This window comes from Xenococcus sp. PCC 7305, assembly GCF_000332055.1.
Classification (GTDB): Bacteria; Cyanobacteriota; Cyanobacteriia; order Cyanobacteriales; family Xenococcaceae; genus Xenococcus.
Genome location: NZ_ALVZ01000232.1, coordinates 1 through 18,234, shown reverse-complemented (window position 1 = coordinate 18,234; position 18,234 = coordinate 1). Strand labels below are relative to the sequence as shown.

Here is an 18,234-nt window from a genome sequence, read left to right as displayed (position 1 = left end):
ATTTGATTTCGTCAGGCAGAACTTCTTTTAAAAGAGTTTTTAGTTGATCTTTAGTGGCATGATGCTTAAAGATTACTACTGAGAAATACTACTGAGAAAAATTTAGGGTTAATCAATTCATATTGATATTTTCTTAAGAGAATCTCCGCGATCGCGATCGCATCAGGAACAGCAGTTTGTAACCGAGCAATCCCATTCTGATATTTATTGATGCCAATGACAACAGCTAAGCTACGTTCAAACTCACTCATCATCTTGTACATAACGTGAGTTCTATGAGTACAAAATTTACTAGTTCTGAATAAGGACTTGGGGATTTAGGGATTTGGGGAGCTAGGGAAAAGCCTATTACTTCGTTGTTCAACTTGGGAAATTTAATCAAAAAGAAAATTCGTCAAACTGACGTTGTACATAAGAACTACGATAATGATAAGGCGTTTTTATAGATCGTCATATTAACTTATATTTAAGTCCAAAAAGAATAGCCTTTTTGCTTATGCTGGATGGGTTGCCAAGTCAGATCTTCCGGCTTCGATTAAGGCACGATCTCTAATCCGGCAAGAATCACATACTCCACAGGGAACTTCTTGCCCCTGATAACAAGACCAAGTATGTTCGATAGGCACTCCTAGAGCGAGGGCGCGTTTTACGATATCTACTTTAGAGTCCTTGACTAAGGGCGCTTGCAATTGGATGTTATGCCCTTCAATAGCAGCTTTTGAAGAGAGATTGGCTAATTTTTGATAGGCAGCTAGATATTCAGGACGGCAATCAGGATATCCAGAATAGTCCACTGCGTTAATTCCTAGAAAAATTGTCCTGGCATTTTTAGCTTCTGCTAGGGCCAAAGCGATCGCGATAAAAACTGTATTGCGTCCTGGAACATAGGTGGAGGGAATGATATCTGAGACAATGCCATCTTGGGGAATTTCCATAGTTGCATCGGTTAAGGACGAGCCACCCCATTGAGACAAATTAACATCAAGAATCACATGCTCTTTAATCTCCAGCAGATGAGCAATTTTTTGGGCTGCGGCCAATTCTTTTTGGTGACGTTGACCATAGCGAAAGGATAGGGCAATCACTTCATAACCTTCAGCAATTGCGATCGCGGCGACTGTCGCTGAATCTAAACCTCCAGAGAGTAATACTACTGCTTTTTTTTGGTTCATAGAAAATTTTAATTGGGCTCTAATTGTTGGCTCATAGTTAGTTCAACTGATATTCATTTTAGAGTTTTTAGATGTCATTATTCTCTATTGATCATTCTCAATGAAAAAAATATTATTGCTCTTATTATTCTTGCCCATAGTGACGCCCACAACTGTATTTGCCAATGTGACCAATTATGAGTCAAGCACGATAGTTGAAAATCCTCGTATTTTTCTAACTCAAACATCTTTTAATTATCAAATTTATAATGAAATATTGAAAACCTATGTTAGCGATCGCGGATTGGTTGATTATCAAAAATTACAAGCCAGTCCCCAAGACTTAGAGCAATTTAATCAGGCTTTAGCCGGAGTGAGCAGTGCAACCTATAATAGTTGGAGCCAGCCAGAAAGATTGGCTTTTTTGCTGAATGCTTATAATTCTTTGACTCTTCAATCGATAATTGGGCAAAATCCTCTTAAAAAAAGTATTAGAGATATTCCTGGGGTTTGGAACAGACGCAAATTCGCGATCGCAGGGCAAGAGAAAACTTTAGATAATATCGAACATGACATTATTAGAAAAGATTTCAATGAACCAAGAATTCACATGGCATTGGTTTGTGCAGCGATGAGTTGCCCAATTTTGCGAAATGCAGCTTATACTGCCGCAAATTTGGATTCACAATTAGATGAGCAAACTAGAAAATTTCTTACTAGTCCTCAAGGATTTAAAATAGATCGCAACCAAAATATTGTCTATCTTTCTTCTATTTTCAAATGGTACGGCCAGGATTGGATAGCAAGTTATGGAATTAATGATAAGTTTACTGGAAATAGAAAAGAAAAAGCTGTACTCAATTTTATTAGTCAATATTTAGACTCTCAAGATAGTCAATATCTAGAACAGGGAAAATACAAAATATCTTATTTAAAGTATGACTGGTCTTTGAATCAACAAGGAAGTTAGTGAAGCTGCGCAGGAGGGATAAGTAATAAGTAATAAGTAATGAGTAATGAGTAATGAGTAATGAGTAATGAGTATTAATCTATTGGCTCTTTTAATTTTGATATCTCAATCTTTAGAAATGTATCTCAATTAAAGAAAAATCATCACCAAAATTTTCTTGGGGATTAATTTGCTGAATTTTTTGTAAAAGGCTGCTCAAATTAGAATGGGGCTGACTACTATTTTGATAATATTCCTCAAGAGTTATAGATAAAGCATCAATTCCCCAAGTTTTATTCTCCGATGTGGCAATTTCATAAACTCCATCACTAAAAAGATAAAGACTACTATTTGGTCTTACATCACAAACAGACTGCTCAAATTCAAACTCACTAAGCATCCCCACGGGAATATTTTCATTAGATAATTGTTGCGTATTGAGCTGATTATTTTTCTGTGGATAAATTAATAAAGCAGGAGGATGAGCAGCAGAACAATAAACTAATTTTCGTTCTAAGATGTCATAAACCCCATACCAAATAGTAAAATAATTCTCGCCCCTTTCATCCATCTGAAACATGCGATTGAGCTCACTAACAACTGTATTTGGTTCAGAAAAATCAATATTGGAAAGAGATTGCGATCGCAATAAGTTCTGAACTGAAACCGATAAAAGAGCTGGTCTTACACCATGCCCTGAAACATCTAATAGATAAATTACAAGTTTTTGTTCATCAAGCCAATAATAATCAAAAATATCTCCACCCAAATCAATTGAAGGAATAAATAAATGTTGAATTTGCACTTTATCTTGTAAAGGACTTGGCAATAAAGAGATTACATATTTTCCCGCTTGCTTTAATTCTGATTGTAAAAGTTTATTTTGTTGTTGGAGTTTAATTTCAGCTTGTTTGCGTTTAATAAATTGACCAATTTGACTACCAAGAGTTGTCATTAGTCTAAGTAATTCTGGATCTTCTTGCTTTTTTTTGTTGCAAAATAAAGTAATTATTCCCAATTTCTCTAAACCATGAAATACTAAAAAACCAAAACTGGTCACTAAATCAGCCTGCTGTGACAAGTCAGTTCGCAGAAAAATAGGATGTTCTATCAACTCATCTATCCATAAAGAATTTTCTGTCTCCCAAACAGTGCCAACTAAACTCTGACCAGACAAGAAAGATATTTCCGAACTATCTCGAATAAAGTGAGTTAATTTATCCCCAGGAAAAGACCAAGAAGTTATTGGAGAAAGGCAATTATCCTGTACCTTAAATTTCCAAAACTCTCCTAATTGCCAACCTAAATTATTACAAATAATTTGAATGATATTGGTGATAGCATCTTTAATACTTAAAGATTCGGCCAGTACCTTGGTGGTTTGATAATCAACTTTTTGATAGATTTCTCTAAGTTTTTGCTTGGTGATATTGTTAATTGTCCCTGAGATACCAATTATATTGCGGTCGCTGTCTTGAATCGGACAAGCATAAATTTTTATCCAGCCTACATCGCCATTTTGACTATGGTACTGGAGCTCAAAACTGCATTCTGGTTGATTCTGGGTAAGTAATAACTTGAGATAGTTTTGATAAACTAAGATGTACTCGTCATGAATAAATGTTGAGAGCTTTTGTCCTAGACTTTCTTCAACAGAAAACCCAGTAATTTCTTGCCAAGCAGGATTGAGAAATGTGAGATTATCTTCGAGATCTAGTTGAAAAATACCTTCGCGAAGATTGTTAACCACCAAGCGATATTTTTGTTCTTTTTCTCTCAGTGCCTCTTGCGCCCATTTTGCCTCCAAGAGATAGCGCAAACGCTGACGCAAAACATCCCGATGAAGAGGTTTTGTAATATAGTCTATGGCCCCTGCCTCAAAGGCCAGATCTACAGATTTTCGATCATCTAATCCTGTAATCATTAATATGGGGATTTGCTGAAAGCTATCAGAAGCAAAAGCTCTCCGGGATTGAATTTGGTTTAGTTTCCGACAACAAGTAAAACCATCCATAATAGGCATTATGGCATCAAGAAGCACTATTTCTGGTTGATATAGATTAAAGGCATTTAAACAATCCTGACCATTTTCTGTCTCGATAACTTGATAGCCTTCTTTGTTTAAAATCAAGCGTAATAATCTTCTGGTCGATATTTCATCATCTGCTATTAAAATTATCGGCGCTTTTTTGGTTATGGACAAATTCATTTATATGAGCAGCACAATTAAAATGTATTATATAGTATCACTTAAGATTATAGTAGAATCCAATGTTCCTTACAGTTCAACTGCTACCTTAATTTGACAGAGTTTTGACCAAGCCTAGTAGATGTAGTCATAAATAAAGCCACTATATCAAACATATCAAAAGATTGAGATTAAAAACTTTTGACTCTTGACTCTTGACTCTTGACTCTTGACTCTTGACTCTTGACTCTTGACTTCTGCGCAGAGAGACTAGTCAAGTTAATTTTTAGGAAAATAGTCAATAAGTACCTGCTTAATGGCCTCAATAATACTCAGTTCAAAATTCTTTCCTGGCTCTGTCGCATAATGTTGTGGTTGTGACCAATTATAATCTTCGGAGGGCAACCGAATGTGCTTGGCTATTAAGTTTTCTGGAAATTGAGAATCATCGGGACCGAAATTTTTTTCTCCGGTGTTTATATACAATAACTTATGATTAACCTCTTTAAACTTATTTTGAATAATTTTAGCAAGCTCCAGAGGAAAAATATTTTCTTTAGGCTTGTTGAAGTATAAAAAAATTATCGAATACTTGTTAACATCATGATAAAAATTCTTAATTCTTGCCTCATAGATTTTGATCAGTTGTCTAAAATTATTTTGAGAGAAATAACTATCTCTTTCATGATTAAAAACTATTTGATATTTCTTGTGTTTCGGAACCCCATTATGATTTTTTTTAAGCAATATAGGATCTAAGTAATCTTGAAACTCATTTTCTATTACTTGACAAACTGAGTTATAGGGATGAATTGATAAATCAAAAGGATGAGTCAGTTCTCCCATGCTTTTGGATAACTTAAGACCCCATCTTGTAGGTATTGTCCTAGACATACAATTAGAACCAAGAGAAACAATTTTACAATTATGTTTAGATAACTCTCGGTGATTATTAATTCTAGTTTCGACATTATAAATCGCATAATTAGCCAACCAGTCTAATTCATTATTTGGTGCAAAATTATCTAAACTTTTTAATTGCCACAACTCATGATCTGAAATATCAAATTTTTTTCTTGAAACAAGTTTCACTAGTTGCCAATAAAGAGATTTTTTTTTGGGCTTTTCTTTAATTTGTTCAAGTAAATAATCAATAGATAGTTGTTCATTATCTAATTTCTGGGGATTTTGCAGCTTATTTTTTACTAAACTCATAATGTTAAATTTGCCTTAACTGATAGGTAATATAGCTTTTCAATAACTAAACTATGAAGTAGCCAACTAAAACGAGTTGATCCTAAACGATACTTGCCCTTATAGAACTATTAAATTAAAATTTTCTTTATGAATTCAGTGATAATTTCTCAAATCATTGCCCAAGAATTTTCTATCGCACAGCAAAATATTAACAACGCCTTAGAATTATGGACAGAAGGGGCAACGATTCCTTTTATTGCTCGTTATCGCAAAGAAAGAACTGGTTCTCTTGATGAGCTGGAATTACGAAATATTTTTGAGCGCTATACCTATCTCACGGAACTCGAAAAACGCAAAGAAACTATACTCGAAAAAATTTCCAGTCAAAATAAGCTGACAGCAGAATTAAAAAACCAAATCATATCTTGTCTCAACAAAACTGACCTTGAAGATATTTATCTGCCGTACAAACCAAAGCGTCGCACTCGGGCTAGTATTGCCAGAGAACAGGGATTAGAACCTTTGGCCAAATTTATCCAATCTCTCAATCATCCTCAAGCAAAAACAGTATCCCTCGAAGAAGTAGCACAAGAATATATAAATGAATCCCAAGGCATTGAGAATGCCAATGATGCTTTATCAGGCGCTGCTGATATTTTGGCTGAAGCTGTAGCTGATAAGGCGGAGATTCGAGCTTATTTACGAGCTTATTTGTTCAAAAAAGGAGTTTTTGTTTCCCAAATTAAGAAAGATTTTCCTGAAGGCAGTACAAAATATGAGATGTATCGGAAATATCAATATGCTGTTTCGAAAATTCCTCCCCACAACATTTTGGCCTTATATCGTGGAGAGGCTGAGAAAATTTTAACAGTGGATATTAAGATTGCAGAAGAGGAGGTTATGGCTTATCTCGAAGGACAAGAAATTCTAACGAAAAGCACTATCATCAAAAATTTCTATCGAGCTATGCTCAAAGATGCTTTTAATCGTTTACTTAAGCCTTCTTTGGTTAGGGAGGTTCGTAGCGATCGCAAACAATATGCAGACTTAGAATCTATTAAAACTTTTGAGACTAATTTACGGAATCTCTTACTCTCTTCTCCTGCGGGAATGAAACCAACTTTGGCTATTGATCCTGGTTTTCGGACTGGTTGCAAGGTTGCCGCGCTTTCAGAAACAGGTAGATTTATTAAATACCAAGCAATCTTTCCCCATTCAGGAACCCAAAAACGAGAGCAAGCAAAACGAATAGTTCAAGATTTTATTAGTAAATATAATATCGAGTTAATCGCGATCGGTAATGGCACAGCTTCTCGGGAAACAGATCAGTTTATCGGAGAATCGATTAAAGAATTGGATCTTAAGCCGATTAAAGTAATTGTGAATGAATCTGGGGCTTCGATTTATTCTGCGAGTGATGTAGCTCGTCAAGAATTTCCCGATCTAGATATTACGGTTAGGGGTGCGATTAGTATTGGCAGAAGATTACAAGATCCTTTAGCCGAGTTGGTCAAAATTGATCCAAAATCCATCGGAGTCGGTCAATATCAACATGATGTAGAACAAAAACTACTGAAAAAGAAATTAGCTGAAACGGTAGAAAGTTGTGTTAACTATGTAGGGGTTGATTTAAATACAGCTTCGACTGAATTACTGACTTTTGTCTCGGGAATTAGTGGTGCGATCGCAAATAATATTGTGGCCTATCGCAATGAGAAAGGTGCTTTTAAAAATCGTAAGGAATTATTGAAAGTAGCTAAGCTCGGAGCCAAAACTTTTGAGCAAGCAGCAGGTTTTTTACGGATTCGCAATGGGGATAATCCTCTGGATAATACAGGGGTTCATCCTGAAAGTTACCAACTAATTAAGCAGATGGCTACAGTTTTAAATATTCCGGTAAAGGAGATTAGTAAAGCAGAGGCTAAGCTAAAGACTCTTGATCTCAAACAATTTGTCAGTGAGAAAGTTGGCTTACCAACAATTAAAGATGCGATCGCAGAATTAGAAAAGCCAGGAAGAGATCCTAGAGAACAATTCAAATATGCAACTTTTCAAGAAGGTATTAATGAAATTAAAGACCTCAAAGAAGGCATGATTTTGGAGGGAATTGTCACTAATGTGGTGAATTTTGGGGCTTTTGTCGATGTTGGAGTGCATCAAGATGGATTAGTGCATATTTCCCAACTAGCTAATAGATTCGTTGAAGATCCAAAACAAATAGTCAAGGTGGGAGAAGTAGTTAAAGTTAAAGTTTTAGAAATAAATGAAAAATTGCAGAGAATCGGCTTATCAATGAACTTTAAATAAAACTTAGGTAATTGGCGGTTATCGGGCTTCGCCCTTGAAGGAAGATGAAAGAAGTAGATTCAACACTTCTGCCTTTATGCGAAGCGGTATCCTTTAGGGTTGCCCTCTGCCCTCTGCCTTCAATTATCAATTAGCAAGTTATATTGGTTTGAGATTGAGCTTAATAAATCAATATAGATGAATAAAGCTGATTGGATTGTTATTACTTTAGCTTATATAGTAGGTTTACTTGCCACAGGGCTATTCTATTTTGATACTTTAGAACCTTCCTGGTTAGATTTAGTTATTGTTGCAATTAGCTTGGGAGTGTTATCTCTTTTTAGTAGTTTTACCCTGCCCAAATACCTAAAAGTTAAACTAAAAATTTGGTTGATTGCCTATGCGATCGCCTTGATTGCCGTAATCTATTTTCAACTTAGAATTCCTTCCCCTCAAGTCGATGATATTAGTTATCAAATAACATCAGAGCAATCGCAAGTAGTATTGGTTACAGGTCAAGTTATCAAGGAGCCAAGATTATCTGGTAATCAAAAACTTAAGTTTTGGTTGCAAGCTGAAACTGTAAGTTTATTAGAGAAAGAAGAACTAAACATAGAAGATACAGTATCAGGAAAATTATATGTCACAGTTCCTTTATTACCAGAAAATCAAATCTATCCAGGAGCAATTGTCAAGATAAAGGGGGTTTTATATCAACCCAGATCTCCGAAGAATCCTGGTACTTTTGACTTTAAAACTTATCTTCATCATCAAGGTATCTTCGCTGGCTTAAAAGGATTATCAATCGATTTTAATACTAGTAATTCCCAGCCTAATTTTGGTTGGTGGCAACTACGCAGGAGAATTATTCGCGCTCAGGTAAAAGCTTTAGGTAGTCCTCTAGGGCAATTGTTAGGCTCCATAGTTTTAGGCCGAAGAGCGGTAGATCTTCCAGAAGATATTCGTAATTTATTTATCACCGCAGGCTTGGCTCATATTTTAGCGGCTTCGGGTTTTCATGTTTCTCTATTATTAGGGGTAATACTCAAGCTTACGAATTCTTTGTCTGCAAAATTAAAACTAATTCTTGGGACAATGATATTACTTATTTATTTGTCTCTTACAGGATTTTCTCCTTCAATTATCCGAGCTGGATTAATGGGCTTGGCGGTATTAATTGCCACAGCAATGGGCGGAAAAGTCAAACCCCAAGGTGCATTATTAGTATCGGCCGTAATTATTTTGTTAGTTAATCCTTTGTGGATTTGGAGTTTAAGTTTTCAACTAAGTTTTCTGGCTACTTTGGGGTTATTGGTTACAGCACCTGTTATTGAGAAGAGACTTGACTGGATGCCACCGACATTTGCGATCGTGATCGCCTTTCCTTTAGCAGCTATTATTTGGACTTTACCTCTAGTAACTTACTATTTCAATAGTATTGCCACCTATAGTATTTTGGTTAATATTATCACCACTCCTTTGGTAACTGTTATTAGCTTAGGTGGGATGATCAGTGGATTTGCTGCTTTGATTTTTCCCTTATTGGGAAGTATAGTATCTTGGATTTTATACTATCCAATCTTAACTTTAGTCGCAATACTTAGGTTTTTTACTAGTTTGCCAGGAAGTGTTTTTGCCATTGGCAAGATATCTCTGGGGCTATTAATTTTAATTTATGGGGTAATTTGTCTAGTCTGGATCAACAAAAGGCTACAAAAATACTGGCACTATATCTTATTGTCAGTTATGACTTTAATCATCCTTCCTATTATTTATAGTCACTTCAATCTAGTTCAGGTTACTATTCTTGCAACCAAACCAAATCCCATCATTGTCATTCAAGACTGCGGCGAGATAATAGTGATTAATGATAGCCAGATTCCGGATACAACTATCAAATATAATCTGCTTCCCTTTTTGTCTCATCAAGGAATTAATAATATTGGTTACAATGTCACTTTTGACACCAAATTATTTACAAGTGAATTCACAAGAAGTATTAAACCAAGTTCATTAATTGATACAGAGCCAAATTGGCAACAATTAGAAACTAACAATAGCATTACCGCTAATTCTACAAAACTATTTCTAGTTTCCCAAAATATATTTGCATTAGAAATTAATAATCAAGATTGGTTATTAGTGATAAACTCGACAGCAGAAACTTTATCCTTTATCCAAGAATATATCCAACAACATGATATTTCCACATTGCTATGGTGGGGCAATAACTTAGAATCTTCCTGGTTGAATAGCTTAGGTGTTCAGACAGCGATTGTGTCTGATGGAGAGTTTAATTCTACTAATTCTTTGGTAACTATTTATAGAATCGATAGAGATGGGGCAATTATTTGGCAACCAGACTCTGGTTTTGATACTCAACTATTCCGCAATCTCGAAGATATCCGCTTCGCGGGGTGAGAGCTGCAAGAATCAACCTTATTGTAACAGTTTTTTAAGAATTTAATAAGAGGCTCCGATAAAAAATCTGACTTAGACAATATTTACCTTTTAGATGTTGATAAAATCAGAGAATACAATTTACTTAATTTGGCCAACTGACTGGACAAACTTTAAAAGAGTCAAAAATTTGAGAAACGCGAAAACAGAGGATAGCACTGTGAACGTATTTATTAGCTACAGTCGAAAAGATTATATATGGGTCAAAAAAATACGCACCTGCCTTGAACCTCTTGTGAACTCAGGGGAGATAATTGTCTTATCAGATATGGATATTTTGCCAGGTCAAAATTGGGATGAACAAATCAAGCAATTTATAGAATTAGCCGATATTACTATTGTTTTGATTAGTCCATCATACGTGGCATCAAATTTTCTTAGTAAATCTGAACTTACTTCTATTCTTAAAGTAGCTCAAGAAAATTGCACTCAAGTCATTCCAATATTTGTTGAATCAACTCACCTCGAAGCTCTTGCTCTAAGTACGCAGCTCAACAAACAAAATCTACTAAACCATGATTTTTTGAATTTATCCCAGCCATTGGGTTCATTATCTCAAAATCAGCAAGATACTTATTTAAAAAAGCTTTTGCAATTAATTGAAGAAATCGTTCACAATCCAGATAAGAAAATCAATATAAAAAAAAGATTTTCAAAACGGCCCATTTGGTTGACAGAAAAAAATAGTGAAAACTATAATATTTTCTATGGTGGGGAAGAAAATATTTTTATCCAGGCTGAGAGAGAATTAGAAAGTAATAAAGAATGATTGAATCTAATGATGATAAAGAATCTCAGCTTAACAAGTCTGGAATAAATCCAAGGACAAATTCATGGGCAGCAGTAGGAAATGAAGATGCCATTGTTTTTTCAATTTTGCTATCTGGTAAAGACAAATCAGATTTTTCTCGTTTGTCAGCAATGGTGGCATATGCGCAGTATTCGCTTCATAAGCATCAGTTTATTGAAAAATATACAAGGGATGAAGGGGTTGCTCCCTCTGATGAGCAGATTAAAACTATAATTAGATCCTTCCAAGATGAAAATAGTGACATGGTAGAAAATCTTGGCAAGCAATCTGAAAAATCATTAAATGAAATTCTTGAAGAATATGTAAGTCAAATTTCTCAAGAAAACTTCGTAAAACCTATTGAGAAAATCGTTAAAGATAATACTAAGTTTTGCGTATCTGTATGTGCAGGTATTGTCGCAACTTTTATCTACTCAGTATTGGTTGCCATAGTTATCTTCACTGTTACGCCAGCTTTCCCAAATACTAAACTTTCAAGAATTATTCAAATCCTCCTTGAGAAACCTGAAGACTCAACTGAAATTAATGAATTATCTCGATAGACGAACTATCATTTATCATTTACTTCCTACCCAATTTCTGGCGAATCCGATCGCCGAGCATTTGTAACTCTGGTAACTTCAAAGGAATCGCCGCCACGAAAAAGATCGTCACAGAAACTAAACTAGCAATTCCTAACTCCAATAACAAAAACAAAATATTATCATTGCCCAAATAAGTTTCCCAAACCCAACTAGTGCCATAACCACCAATACTTGCCAAAATTGTGGCCACAATTAATCCTGAAAAAGATAAAAACCATTGCCTTAAAGGTAAACCATTCAAGCGACGATGCAAAAGCCATAAAAAGATGGCCATAGAAATAATATTTACCCCAATGGTTGCCATAACTAAACCTGGGGCTTGAAAAGCATTAACCAAAAAATAATCTAAAACTACATTAAAGAAAATATTGAGAATACTAATTTTAAACGGAGTTTTGCCATCACCTAAAGCATAGAAAACCCGAACCAAAACATCACGAGAAAGATAAAAGAATAAACCCAGGCCATAGGTTAATAATAAAGGCGCAACAATACTAGAAGCTTCGGCATCGAACTGCGATCGCTGATAAACTAATTTCACAATGGGCAAAGACAAAGCAATAAAAATTGCCGTCAAAGGCAACATTGTCAAGGCTGACAAAAACAAACCCTGACGAATCCTCATCTTGAGCTCTGTCCAATTTTCGGGGGCAGTTAAACGAGAAAATACCGGCAAAAAAGGAACAAGTATGGTGTTAGAAATAATACCCAAAGGTGTTAGCGCAATAAAATTTCCATAGCGCATTGCAGCGGCTGCCCCAGGAATAAAAGAGGCAAAAAATAAATCGGTATAAACATTAATTTGGAGCATCCCCGAAGAAAGAGTCGCAGGAGTCATGACCTTTAAGACATCCATCACTCCAGGAATGCGATAATCAAAACGCAACCGTAATCTGCCCATGCCCGATCGCCATTGAGCAATCAGTTGCACCAGCCATTGCAAAATCGCTCCCACAAGTGTTGCTCCAGCAAAAGCGATCGCGCCAAGCTGAATATATTCAGGAGTATTTAATTGCTCTCCCACACGCCACAACACTACTCCAACACAGACAAAGATTGTCACACTAGAAAACAAGGGACTAATGCTTGGCAACCAATAACTATCAGAAGCATTCAGCGTCCCAAAGCCAATACCAATCAATCCTGCCAATAAGGCCAAAGGCGCCATAATCTGAAGCTGGAGAATGGCAATGTTTCTGACTTCTTCTTCTAATCCTGGAGCTTGAAACGCAATAATGCGATCGGCAAAAATAATTATCCCTATAGTAACTAGCAGCAGCAGCGTACTAACTAAGGTTGATACAGTTTCAACAATTGGCGCGGCTTCAGATTTATCTCGTTTAGCTAAAACACTAACTAATGCACTATGAAATGGGCCATTGATGCCACCAAGGAGAATAAAAAGAAAACCTGGGATCACATAGGCATAGGTATAGGCATTAGCTACCGTTCCCACACCAAATGCAGCAGCAATAACTTGTTCTCTGACTAAGCCAAAAATTTTACTAATTAAGGTTGCGATCGCAACAATACCAGCGATTCCAGCTAACGAACGGGACGATTTTTTATTGGCAGACACAGAGTTTTGGTATATTTGATTGAGCTTTCCACAGGAATTCTAGATCAATTTTTCTAAAACGGAAAATCAAGCTTAATGGGTTTGTCACGAAGAACTAAGCAACAGAAGAATCACTGTTAATCCATGAATTGATCAATTCATAGCCCACACTCAGGGTAACAGGGCCGATGAAAAGACCAACAATGCCGTGGGCAAATGTACCGCCAAGCACCCCAATCAAAATGACCAACATTGGCACAGAGAGCCCCGATGCCATCAAAATAGGTTTAAGTACATTGTCCACCAACATAGCAGGTATCATCCACAGGGTGAAAAGAATTGCACTCAGAGTACTCATATTTGACCAGGCAAAAAACAAGGTTGCAATTACAATCAGACCCGGCCCAATCTGAATCACTGTCAAAAACAAGCATAAAAGTGACAATAATCCTGCCGCGGGAATCCCGCCAACGGTCAGACCAATACCAATTAAAAGATTTTGTAAAATCGCGATTCCTAGAACGCCGCGAGTGACATTGCGAACTGTGGCCGCTGCAAGTTGTAAAAAAGCTTGTCCCTGGTTAGGGGAGAGTCTGGTCATAAATCGAGTCAGCCCACGGGTAATGCCTTCGGCATTGAGCATTAAGAGGGCAGAAATTATGAGAGAAGCAATAAATTTTAAAATAGTTAGACCGGTATTGGCACTCAACAACAACAAACTTTTAGTGATACCTTTAATTTGCGGCCCAAACTTATCTAAAACAGCTCCTAGGTTGACGGCAGCCTCTTGCCAAATATTGTTTACCGATTCGCCAATAAACGGCCATGTGGCAACTCCTTCTGGAGGCGGCGGTACCACCAAGGTTCCTGCTGAAACATTTTCGGCAAGAGTTTGAATATTACTGACTAAAACTGTAGCGATAAAGCTCACAGGACCGATGATAATCGCGATCCCAATTAAGGTTATTAAAGTTGCCGACAATTTCGCTCGTCCCCCTAACAAGCTCTTTAGCCAAAGAAAGAGAGGAAACAATGCGATCGCCAAAATTGATGCCCAAAGGACTAGCGCGATGAAGGGACGAACTAAGATAAAACACCAGGCAGCCACTAACCCAAGAACAAAAATCCGAATAACTAAATCAATTGATTTTAAATTGTTTTCCATGAAATATTTCTTATGGCTTTAATAACTAGTTTTGTGATTGTTAAAGACAGCTAGGGTTATTGTATGACAAAAATATTAGTATAAATTTTTTAGAAAGTGTTTTTTGATGTGCCGAAGAAATGAGATCGCTTATTAATATCGCCTTATAGAAAAAGAATGTCTTCAATATTAAACTTATTATTAAATTTGTTAAATCATAGCAAAACTATATTATGAACACCAAAAAACAATTATTTATCCCAAAAATGGGTTGTGGAACTTGGGCTTGGGGAAATCGTTTGCTTTGGGGCTATGACGAATCAATGGATCACGAGCTACAAGAGGTTTTTGAGCTCTGCGTTAGTAATGGGGTAACTCTGTTTGATACGGGCGATTCCTATGGAACCGGAAAGCTAAACGGACGTAGCGAGATGCTCCTAGGCAAGTTCACGAGTAAATATGTAGGGGCTAATCAAGAAAATATTTGCCTTGCAACCAAACTCGCTCCCTATCCCTGGCGACTAACTCGCAAAGCGATGGTCAAAGCCGGTCTCGCCTCAGCTCAGAGATTTGGGAAAAATATTGATCTGGTACAAATGCATTGGTCAACGGGCAACTATTTTCCGCTGCAAGAATGGCAACTCCTCGATGGGTTGGGAGATCTTTACGAACAGGGATTGGTCAAAGCTGTTGGCTTGTCTAATTATGGGCCGAAACGACTCAGAAAGGTTCACCAAAGATTTCGCGATCGCGGTATCACTATTGCCACATTACAAGTTCAATATTCTCTCCTCTCAACTTATCCTGTCACAGAGTTGGGCTTAAAAGAAGTTTGCGACGAGCTAGGCATCCAACTCATTGCCTATAGTCCTTTGGCATTAGGACTTTTGACAGGTAAATATTCGGTTAAAGACAATTTACCTCCAGGGCTGCGGGGTTGGGTCTGTAAACAAATCTTGCCAGGAGCGCGATCGCTTTTGGACTGTTTAGCAGCAGTGGCCAAATCTCGGGAGAAAACAATGGCTCAAGTAGCAATCAATTGGTGCATTAGTAAGGGCACAATTCCGATTCCTGGAGCAAAAAACCCCGAACAGGCGAAACAAAATATTGGTGCGATCGCTTGGCAATTGGATTCGGGAGAGATTGCCGAATTAGACAAGGCTGCGGTCAAGGTCAAAAAACCAATGGTGCAAAATATTTTTCAGACTACTTAATTAGGTTTTAGGCTGGCTGCCTGACACATTTTAGGAAAGCTAAATTTAAATAGAACATTTCAACGCTCTAATTCGAGAGAATAAAATGGCATCATCGTATTGCTTTTTAGCTTTCTTAGAGGCAAAACAAGGTTGAGGATCTTGAGTCAGTAAAGCAACAGGAGAGAACAAAGTACAACCCTTATTAATCACTCCGTTAATCCATCTTAAGCCTATTTTAAGATAGCTTAGACCACGCTTACAATGTGGATTTACTTGTGTTCTCAGACCTTGAATCTGAATAACCACACTATAGTATAGCTTTTTCGGCCTACAGTTTCGCTGGTTTTCCCTCTATTTTGGCTTGATTTTCAAAGCGGGTGAGTCCTAATTTCCGTTTCACAATTAGGTCAATATTTAAAAACATTGCTCAGTAGTCCAGTCTTGAGAGCCACGTCCTGGCCAACACATTTGTTGCCAACCAGCCCATACTAAATGCCATTGATTGTCCTTGGGAATAAACTCGATTCGATATCGGATGTTACGTACAGAGTCGTCAGGGAATCCCATTTGTGCCAATGTGACAATTAACTGATTGGGATTATTCGTGTTAACTGTTAATTCTTCCTGAAAATTACCTTCTACATTATCTTTGAAACCAAATATAGCTAAGGCAATTTTGCTAGGATTTTTGCCAGTTAATGGGATATCTTCTGAAATATTCTCGATTTCAACTGGAATGTATTCGTTACGTTCTAGCGTTAAATAAGATTGTATATTAGATTCTTTTTTGCTCTTATTACTACAACCAATAAGAATTAGCAATAAAATAATCTTAAAAAGAATAATTAATATTGTTGAGTTTCGTTTCAATTAGTTGACTCCAGTTACCTTTATGTTTTCCAATATCTCTTATCTACATAATTTAAATTTTTGATCCTCAAAATCTGTAAGAAAAAATAATAATTATGATTGCCATTACTGATATTCCTGATCAGGTTGAAACGAATCAATCTTTTTCTATTAAAGGAACTACATCTAATGACTTAATAGGTGAGCAAATTAATCTAACTATTGATAACCAATTTAGATCGGTGGGTGGACAAGTTGCAGATGATGGTTCTTGGCAGGTTGATTTTGTCTTTTTATCTCCTGGTGATCGTCGAATGACTATTACCATTGGAGGCGAGACCCAAACCAGGAATATTGAAGTTGGTGTAGCAACTCCCAGTCTTCGCATTACCAATCTTCCTGCCCAAATTAAAACATTAGAATCCTTTGTTATTGAAGGGGAGGCTGATGACCTTGAGGATGGAGAAGAATTATTAATTCGTATTGATCGACGATTTGATGTTGCTACTCCTGTTGTTCAAGGAGGAAAGTGGCAAGCAACACTTGTCTTATCCCAAGGAGGACAGCGACTGCTTGAAGTAATTGTTTCTGATCAAGAGCGGATTCAAACTAATATTAACGTTACGACAGATACCGACATTATTACTCGACAAGTATGGGGCGCACCATCTACGCCATCTGGTCTTCCGACCCTCAACGCCAAGCGTATAACTCTTCATCACACTGTTAATGTGACACTATCTCCCAATGCCAGTCAAGCAACTGAATTTCAGAGAATGCGAAAAATCCGCAATGGACATGTGAATGGTAATAATTGGTCTGATATTGGTTATCACTATGTCATTATGCCAAGTGGTCGTATTTATGAAGGTCGCTATAATCGCAAACGTGGCGCACATGATGGAATCAATGATGGTTTTGGAATTGCCTTTGATGGTAGTTACCATTTACCCGGAAGCCGAATTACAGATGCACAATTCAATTCAGCTGTTGCCTTGTGTATTAGACTGTGCCAGCGTATAGGAATTACAGATCCAACTGTTTCGGTTTCAACACCAACAGCATTTCCTGGAAGACCCAATAGAAATCTTCCTCGAATTATCGGACACCGTGATCGATTCAACACAGCATGCCCCGGAATGGGAGAAGGCACGAGTATTCGAATGGCAGAGATCCGTCAAGCTGTTAAGGCTGCATTGTAATTAAGGTATTTACTGAGTTGAATTAAATTTAAGAAAACTAGCAGTGTGGAAAATTAACTTTCCATGAATACTCTCCCTTTTTCTCTTTACACTGCTATATCTTGCTTTCCACTACTTCTGTCCGTCAGTCAGGGTTTTAGGTTTTAGCTTTTGGGTTTAACCTTTCATATTTCACCCTTTACCTTTCACCTTTTGTTCTAAATAATATTTTTCCTTGTCTGATAAACCCCAAATAATATTACGACTTTGCCAGATCAATGTTGATAAAGTAAACCCAACACAAATTGCCAGACACATAGTAGACAACATATTAAACCGGAGTCCGTAGCGTACCGCTGCCCAAGTAAAATATTCTAACCAAAGTTTAATTTCATGGCGCAAACTCCAAATCCCATAACTTCCTAAAGTTAGCCAAAGAAAAACCACAAATCTCCATCGATTCCAAACCATTAAACGATAGTAATCTTCGACTTTATTTTGGAAATCCTGGTCTTGCTCTACCATAAAAACTGAGGTTTATTTTATCTTATTGAGCCTTTAGCACTCTAGTGCCGCTGCGCGGAAGTAATAAGTAATAAGTAATGAGTAATAAGTCTTGATATATCAGCTTTTTGCTCTTCGTTGATGGTTGTCTTATTTACGCCCGCGTCCACTAGTTT

The 18,234-nt window shown here is 36.8% G+C and carries 15 protein-coding genes; 7 read left to right on the top strand and 8 right to left on the bottom strand.

What is annotated here, in order from left to right; genetic code table 11:
- Positions 1-65: 65 nt before the first annotated feature.
- Positions 66-263, bottom strand: coding sequence for a caspase family protein (locus XEN7305_RS24710; protein WP_006512281.1), 198 nt, complete (start codon positions 261-263; stop codon positions 66-68).
- 231 nt (positions 264-494) lie between these two features.
- Positions 495-1,172 (bottom strand): 7-cyano-7-deazaguanine synthase QueC, encoded by a 678-nt coding sequence (queC, locus tag XEN7305_RS24705; RefSeq protein ID WP_006512280.1) that lies wholly within the window; start codon positions 1,170-1,172, stop codon positions 495-497.
- 100 nt (positions 1,173-1,272) lie between these two features.
- Here queC and XEN7305_RS24700 point away from each other — a divergent pair, with 100 nt between their 5' ends.
- Positions 1,273-2,121 (top strand): DUF547 domain-containing protein, encoded by an 849-nt coding sequence (locus XEN7305_RS24700; RefSeq protein ID WP_006512279.1) that lies wholly within the window; start codon positions 1,273-1,275, stop codon positions 2,119-2,121.
- 112 nt (positions 2,122-2,233) lie between these two features.
- Here XEN7305_RS24700 and XEN7305_RS27115 read toward each other — a convergent pair whose 3' ends face one another.
- Together XEN7305_RS27115 and XEN7305_RS24685 are read right to left on the bottom strand one after the other, a co-directional pair.
- Positions 2,234-4,309, bottom strand: a complete 2,076-nt coding sequence (locus XEN7305_RS27115) for a SpoIIE family protein phosphatase (RefSeq protein WP_006512278.1) — start codon at positions 4,307-4,309, stop codon at positions 2,234-2,236.
- Positions 4,310-4,567: 258 nt separating this feature from the next.
- The gene (locus XEN7305_RS24685) at positions 4,568-5,503 is read right to left on the bottom strand and encodes a DUF1796 family putative cysteine peptidase (RefSeq protein ID WP_006512277.1); all 936 of its coding nucleotides are present in this window, start codon (positions 5,501-5,503) and stop codon (positions 4,568-4,570) included.
- 129 nt (positions 5,504-5,632) lie between these two features.
- Between XEN7305_RS24685 and XEN7305_RS24680 the strand changes: the two genes are divergently transcribed.
- From XEN7305_RS24680 to XEN7305_RS24665, 4 genes are all read left to right on the top strand, one after another.
- Positions 5,633-7,792: a Tex family protein gene (locus tag XEN7305_RS24680; protein WP_006512276.1), complete on the top strand. Its 2,160-nt coding sequence runs from the start codon at positions 5,633-5,635 to the stop codon at positions 7,790-7,792.
- Positions 7,793-7,969: 177 nt separating this feature from the next.
- Entirely contained in the window at positions 7,970-10,192 is a 2,223-nt protein-coding gene (locus XEN7305_RS24675) for a ComEC/Rec2 family competence protein (RefSeq protein WP_006512275.1), read from the top strand.
- A 199-nt stretch (positions 10,193-10,391) separates the two neighbouring features.
- Positions 10,392-11,000: a toll/interleukin-1 receptor domain-containing protein gene (locus XEN7305_RS24670; RefSeq protein WP_158500455.1), complete on the top strand. Its 609-nt coding sequence runs from the start codon at positions 10,392-10,394 to the stop codon at positions 10,998-11,000.
- A complete protein-coding gene (locus tag XEN7305_RS24665) occupies positions 10,997-11,584 on the top strand; it encodes a hypothetical protein (RefSeq protein WP_006512273.1) in 588 nt (195 codons plus the stop codon). Before XEN7305_RS24670 ends, XEN7305_RS24665 begins: the two co-directional genes overlap by 4 nt.
- A 19-nt stretch (positions 11,585-11,603) precedes the next feature.
- Here the strand turns inward: XEN7305_RS24665 and murJ are convergent, their stop codons facing one another.
- Both murJ and XEN7305_RS24655 read right to left on the bottom strand, forming a co-directional pair.
- A complete protein-coding gene (gene murJ, locus XEN7305_RS24660) occupies positions 11,604-13,205 on the bottom strand; it encodes a murein biosynthesis integral membrane protein MurJ (protein WP_006512272.1) in 1,602 nt (533 codons plus the stop codon).
- 94 nt (positions 13,206-13,299) lie between these two features.
- Positions 13,300-14,349 (bottom strand): AI-2E family transporter, encoded by a 1,050-nt coding sequence (locus tag XEN7305_RS24655; protein ID WP_006512271.1) that lies wholly within the window; start codon positions 14,347-14,349, stop codon positions 13,300-13,302.
- A gap of 212 nt (positions 14,350-14,561) precedes the next feature.
- On the opposite strand from XEN7305_RS24655, the gene XEN7305_RS24650 reads away from it, so the two are divergent.
- Entirely contained in the window at positions 14,562-15,542 is a 981-nt protein-coding gene (locus tag XEN7305_RS24650) for an aldo/keto reductase (RefSeq protein ID WP_006512270.1), read from the top strand.
- 396 nt (positions 15,543-15,938) lie between these two features.
- Here the strand turns inward: XEN7305_RS24650 and XEN7305_RS24640 are convergent, their stop codons facing one another.
- Positions 15,939-16,346, bottom strand: coding sequence for a hypothetical protein (locus XEN7305_RS24640; protein WP_238569043.1), 408 nt, complete (start codon positions 16,344-16,346; stop codon positions 15,939-15,941).
- Positions 16,347-16,489: 143 nt separating this feature from the next.
- Here XEN7305_RS24640 and XEN7305_RS24635 point away from each other — a divergent pair, with 143 nt between their 5' ends.
- On the top strand, positions 16,490-17,575 hold the full coding sequence (locus tag XEN7305_RS24635; protein WP_006512267.1) for a peptidoglycan recognition family protein: 1,086 nt from the start codon (positions 16,490-16,492) through the stop codon (positions 17,573-17,575).
- A 171-nt stretch (positions 17,576-17,746) separates the two neighbouring features.
- Here the strand turns inward: XEN7305_RS24635 and XEN7305_RS24630 are convergent, their stop codons facing one another.
- A complete protein-coding gene (locus tag XEN7305_RS24630) occupies positions 17,747-18,079 on the bottom strand; it encodes a hypothetical protein (RefSeq protein WP_006512266.1) in 333 nt (110 codons plus the stop codon).
- Positions 18,080-18,234 lie beyond the last annotated feature (155 nt).